Source organism: Okeania sp. SIO2F4, assembly GCF_010672385.1.
Taxonomy (GTDB): domain Bacteria; phylum Cyanobacteriota; class Cyanobacteriia; order Cyanobacteriales; family Microcoleaceae; genus Trichodesmium.
This window is the reverse complement of the sequence record NZ_JAAHGT010000612.1, coordinates 1-5933: the sequence shown is the minus strand read 5'-3', so window position 1 is coordinate 5933 and position 5933 is coordinate 1. Positions and strand designations below refer to the sequence as shown.

Annotated in this window: 5 protein-coding genes; 4 read left to right on the top strand and 1 reads right to left on the bottom strand. The window is 40.0% G+C overall.

What is annotated here, in order from left to right; translation table 11 throughout:
* The 4 genes from F6K22_RS28735 to F6K22_RS28720 form a co-directional block, all read left to right on the top strand.
* Positions 1 to 1326 (top strand): peptidoglycan D,D-transpeptidase FtsI family protein (locus F6K22_RS28735; RefSeq protein WP_293105938.1); only part of this gene is annotated, 1326 nt, incomplete at its 5' end.
* A gap of 617 nt (positions 1327 to 1943) precedes the next feature.
* Positions 1944 to 2261 carry a peptidoglycan-binding domain-containing protein gene (locus F6K22_RS28730; protein ID WP_293105935.1) on the top strand — a complete coding sequence of 106 codons (318 nt, stop codon included), beginning with the start codon at positions 1944 to 1946 and terminating at the stop codon, positions 2259 to 2261.
* A gap of 272 nt (positions 2262 to 2533) precedes the next feature.
* A complete protein-coding gene (locus F6K22_RS28725; RefSeq protein WP_293105932.1) occupies positions 2534 to 2974 on the top strand; it encodes a peptidoglycan-binding domain-containing protein in 441 nt (146 codons plus the stop codon).
* Between the two features lie 95 nt (positions 2975 to 3069).
* Positions 3070 to 3234 carry a hypothetical protein gene (locus F6K22_RS28720; protein WP_293105930.1) on the top strand — a complete coding sequence of 55 codons (165 nt, stop codon included), beginning with the start codon at positions 3070 to 3072 and terminating at the stop codon, positions 3232 to 3234.
* 194 nt (positions 3235 to 3428) lie between these two features.
* On the opposite strand, the gene F6K22_RS28715 is transcribed toward F6K22_RS28720, so the two are convergent.
* The coding region (locus tag F6K22_RS28715) for an insulinase family protein (protein ID WP_293105928.1) at positions 3429 to 5933 on the bottom strand (2505 nt) is incomplete at its 5' end.

Here is a 5933-nt window from a genome sequence, read left to right as displayed (position 1 = left end):
CCATCAACAAATAAATCATTAATTTTATTTGTTGATGGCTTAGAATTAATTCAACACCCACAACGCCTCTATCCTCAGAAAGAATTAGTAGCTGAAGTAGTAGGATATGTAGATGGAGAAAGCAAAGGTCAAGCGGGAATTGAATATAGTCAACAAAATCTCTTAGAACGCTCTATAGAAACAATCCAATTTCGGCGCTTAATCAAAGGCGCTCTGGTACCTGATAAATTAACCACAGGTTTTTTACAGTTAGATGACCTTTCCCTACATCTAACTATTGACTCTCGCTTGCAACGATCGGTACGAGCAATACTTAAAAAACAGGTAGAAGAATATGAGGCCAAGCGAGGCACTGTCATAGTAATGGACGCTGCTGATGGTTCTATATTATCTCTGGTATCAGAACCTTCTTATGACCCTAATCAATACTATAACTATGACGTGACATTGTTCAAAAATTGGGCCGTAACAGATGTTTATGAACCAGGTTCAACCTTTAAACCAATAAATGTGGCCTTAGCTTTAGAGGTAGGAGCTATTGAAGAAGATAGTGTATTTTATGACACAGGTAAAATGGTAATTGGCACTTGGTCTATATTTAATTCTGGTGGTGGCGGTGGTGCCCGGAGTGTAACTGAGATTATTAAACATTCTAGTAATATCGGTATGGTTAAAATTATTGAACAAATGCCACGAGCTGTTTTTTATGATGGTCTCAAACGTCTAGGATTAGAAGATATTACTGGCACAGACTTACCTTTTGAAGCAGCTAGCATTTTGAAGGGTAGAAATCAGTTCTTAATGGTGTCGGTGGAAGCAGCGACTACTGCTTTTGGTCAGGGGTTTTCTCTGACACCTCTGAAACTAGCACAACTGAATGCAGCTTTAGCAAATGGGGGGAAACTGGTGACACCCCATGTTGTGCGTGGATTATTTGATAGTAAGGGGCAACCATATTGGCAGTTACCTTTGCCACAACCTAAACAGGTTTTTTCTTCTGACACTACCACAAAAGTTTTGGCAATGATGGAAAAGGTGGTTGAGGGTGGTACTGGTAAAAAAGCTAGACTTCGTGGATATCGAATTGCTGGCAAAACTGGTACGGCGCAAAAAGCTTCTGAAACTGGAGGTTATTCTAAGAGTGCTAAAGTTACAAGTTTTGTGGGTATTTTGCCTGTGGAGTCTCCTCGTTATGTAGTTTTGGCAGTTATTGATGAACCTGTTAGGGGTAGTGGGGGAAGGGTTGCTGCTCCTGTTGTTAAGTCGGTGATTAAGTCTTTGATTAATATTGAGCAAATTCCTCCTTCTAATGTCAGGTCTAAGTGAAGTCAAAAGTTAAAAGTTAAAAGCCAAAAGTTAAAAGTTAAGGTTAATTTTTTCCCTAGCTTTATAGCAATTCCTATACTGGTAAAAATTAAAGTAGCAGTCAGCACTCAGCTAGCCTCTTTCAGAGGAGCTGCCTCTTACAGAGGAGCTTCGCTAACGCTAACAACAGTCAGCTTATTCAAGGTGTATAATGGGGGATTCTTTCCCCCCCACGCAAAGCGCACCACTAATTTTTTCGCTCCTCTTGTGGGGGACCGTTACCCTCCAATTGAAGAGCGCTCCAGCTAAATGCGCTCAAGCTGATAGCTAGTTAAAGCTAGTAGTAGGGCTAAAGCCCTACTACAAACAAAAAATTTTCGATCATTTAATGTTACAAAATGAAGTGCGGAATGTGAGTTTTATGCTACATTTTGAAGTGCGGAATGTGGGATGTGAATAATTTGGCTATAAAAGTTGGATTTTTGTTTTGAAGTGAATTGGGAATTCACAGTTGTGATGGAAAATTTCCTGAGAAAGTCTTATTTAAAATTCAACTGGAAATTAAGTGTCATTTTTCGTTACTGCAAATAAACCTTGGTTACTATTGTTTGTAATGAAGCAATAAGGAGTTTTCTCAAATGGCTATATCAACAATGACTGTATCAACTTTACCTCTTTTAAAAGAGGGTGATAGCGGAGATGCTGTTCGCTTTCTTGAACAGTTACTATCCTCAATCTATTGGTTTGGTTTGCAACAAGGTAGACCATCTCTTATTACAACTAATGTGATATTTGATGCTCAGTACGATAATCAATGCCAACAAATAGTAACTGAATTTCAAGCAAATTATAACGCTATTTTTCCTTTTCCATCACCTGACATCACAGTAGATGGAGTGGTGGGTCCTGAAACATGGAAAGCGTTAGGTGATGCTATCTTCAAATACACTTATTAAAACCAAAACACTGGTAGTGGTAAATATCTAGTGATATTTAGGATGAAACTGCGATGGCAAAATGATGATGAATCAAATTCTGCCTAATTATAAACACAGATTTGGAGCCGAATCTTTGGTCTGAGTGAGTTTCATCTATTACACTACCATGTACGGTATACCCCACGGAAACAGACTTCTAAATAGGTCTTGCCCTAAATGAAAGCGGTTTGTGCCTCATTAAACCCATCTAATTTCTCATACTCACTTATCTCAATACAGGAGAATCAACAATGACTGTTTCAAGTTCTTTTTCTTTACCGATTTTACGCAATGGAAGCATCGGTTCTGATGTGACTTTAGTCCAACGGCTTCTGAATAACGCTGGCTATGGTTCTTTAGTGGAAGATGGCATCTTTGGTTCCCGCACTGACACTGCAGTTAAGGAGTTCCAAAAAGACCGAAATTTAACAGTGGATGGTGTTGTTGGTTCTCAAACTTGGAAAGCTTTACTGCCTCCTACTCTCAGTCGGAATAGCAGGGGTAATGATGTTGAAAGTCTGCAAATTACCCTGAATGAAATCGGTTATGGCAATCTAGTTGTAGACGGTATTTTTGGTTCAAACACTGAAAAAGCTGTCAAGCAATTCCAAAAAGATATGTCTTTAGCAGTTGATGGCATTGTGGGTCAAAATACGTGGTATGTTTTGCTGATTGATCGGATTAAAGATTAACGATTTTTAGGTTGTATTATCCAAGTGTGGGAGTTCACCGCTCCCACTGAGGACTTCAGTTATTCAGACAGATGAGATTTGAGGAGGATACTCTGATGCTAGTTAGATGGAAAACTTTATTGGTCAGAATAACAGTCTGGTTAAGTTTAGAGATTTGGCTAAATTTAGTAGGACTTGATGACTTAGCTGATTACAGTGAGTTTATTTTTGAGCAGAATAACTGGAGTTTAAATTTACCCTTCTCAACCACATCACGATAAGCTTTTTCCCACATCTTGCTGAGATTATGGCATTTTCACAAAGGTAGACTACAAAACTTCTGCCCTCTCTGTGCCTTCTCTTGTGCTTTTAAGCCCAAATCTCTGTACTCTATGTTAATGAAAACTGCTATAAAATCTAAAGCATAGAAACCGGATTTGTATTATAAACCCGGTTTCTTGTTTGATATTCCTGATTACATAATATCAGAAATGTTCAATGGATCTGCCTGCCGATCGCTATTCCCCTCTTCTAATTTCTCGCGAGATGACATCACGCAAATATTATTACGTTCCATCCCCGCAGTAAACACATCCAACAAAGTTTGCTTCACATCCGCTACTGTAGCTTTCAGCGATCGCTCATAACGTTCCTCCCTAACTTCAGCAGTTTTCGCTGTCAGATAACGTTCCAAAGCTAAACTTGTCGCTGTCTCTGGACGCAACACTGGAGAGTCATCCTGAGTTGTAGCAATAATTGCCCGGTCAACATCAGTCTGAGTCCAATCTACATCCTTGAGATAATCTATCAAACCAGCAAATACATCAAGAGTACGACTCACATGGGGGTCGCGATAAGAATATAGAGAAACAGTTTTTCCTAAACTGCTGTAACTACATCCTGCACCGTAAGCATTACCCTTCAGACGAATTTCACTGAATAGATAACCCAAACCTAATAAATGAGCGCCCAACCTTAAAAGTGGCGACCTTTCGTGACTGAAGTGAGGTGCTGGCATAGTCTGAACGCAATAAGCCACCTGTACTGGACCTGCTAAACCTTCCCGTACATTGTAAATTGGTTCAAAGCGACTACCAAAAATGTCTCCTTCTTGTTGCTGTTGTTGGATACCCCACTCCGAGAGAGTTTTCTGTACCACTTCATAAGCACTATCGGAACCTGTAAAACTAGCCGTCAATGGTTGATTCGCAATAAAATCACGGAGGGTTTCAATTTGGGTCATCAAATTTGCTCCATGCTCATCAAAGCGATCGCATACTTTATTCAGCAACTCTAGTTGAGGCAAACCATTAACAATCTCACTAATACTCCCTTCTTTGGTCATTCCAGCACTAGCTCGTAACATAGCTGTGTAGATACCATTGTAAATTAAATCGGAACTACATTGAGCTAGAGATTGAGTCATCACCTCCCGTAGTCGAGCTGTATCGCGAGGGTTAACTGCAAAAATCATGTTGCGCAACAACTCTAATGCTGGTTCAATTTGTTCATCCAGGGTTTTCAGGGTAACGCGAAGTCCATATACAGGGCGATAAGCGTCTTGAGCATAAGTTCGTAACTGACATTGAAAATTAATTCCGCCAGTAGAGGAAGCAATACCGCGAGCAACCTGTTCGTAGTTCATTTCCCCTGCACCTAATTTGCGCAGTGCATCTATATAAATAGATACATACAACCACAAATCTTCAGGCAACCCCCGCAAACTGAAATCTAGTTGTAAATAATTTACTCCATTTGCCAACACATGATTCCGTAGTAGTGTTACCCCACCATCAAGTTCTTCGACATCAGTGGGAATATGTTCTGGTTTTTCGGGTAAGTCGCTTACTTGGAGTTGGGGCAGTTTAGCTACTTCTTCGGGAGCATTGGGAGTTCCTGACTCCAGTTCTAATTCCTCTGCTTCAGTAGCAATGCGCTCTAATTGTTCTGGGGTTAGTTGAGAACGTACCTCTTCTACTTGTGCTACTACTGCTTGGTCATAATTAGATTGCCATTCTTGGTCTGGTTTTAATACCAATGTCAAACGGTGGGGGTTGTTGAGTAACTTTTCCCGAATTAAGTCGTTGAAATAGTTAGGGTTTTCAGCATAACGTTGTTTACATTCGGCGAGGCGATCGCCAATATGTAAAAGTGTCAATGGGTCGTTACCATAAATCCAAGTTTGCATCACCCGGAACAACATCCGCAAAGGGTACATCCGAGCAATTTCTTGGTTTTGATAGGTTGCCTGTTGAAATGCTGCTTCAACAATACTAGGTTCAATTTCCCCTTCAGCAATTGTTTCTAGGGTATTTATGACTAACTGAGTAAATGCTTCTCCCCGGTCTGGTTCGCTACCTTGAATACCCACATGGAAAGTAGTTTCTTTACCAACATGATCTACCCCAGAACTCAGTAAGTCTTGACCAATTTGGGATTCAACGATCGCTTTTTTCAATGGTGCTGCTTCATTTCCCAATAAAATACGACTGAGAATATCTAAAGCTACCCATTCTTCAGAGTTAGTGCTATCTCCCACCAACCATTTGAGCATTATGTAAGTTTTCTCTTTTGTTTCATCTGCTGCACTAACAGGATAAGATTCTTCTTTGAACTGAGGTTCACTCCATCTAGATTGGGGATTAATATTGATATTGGGTTCCCGTCTTTCAAAAGCTTCTAATTTTTGAGCTAAAAAGTTGAGATATTCGGGAGTGGAAATATTGCCGTAGAAAACGAAGTGAGCATTACTAGGATGATAATAGTTAGCATGGAAGTCACGGAAATCTTCATAAGTGAGTTCAGGAATATTTTTGGGGTCGCCTCCTGATTCGAGACCATAAATATTATCAGGAAATAGACTCTGGTTGGCAATACTTTCTAACCTTTGTTCTGGGTCAGAAAAAGCTCCACTCATTTCGTTGTAAACTACCCCAGTAAATTTTAATTTTCCTGTTGGGTTTTCGGGGTCAGCAGGAGA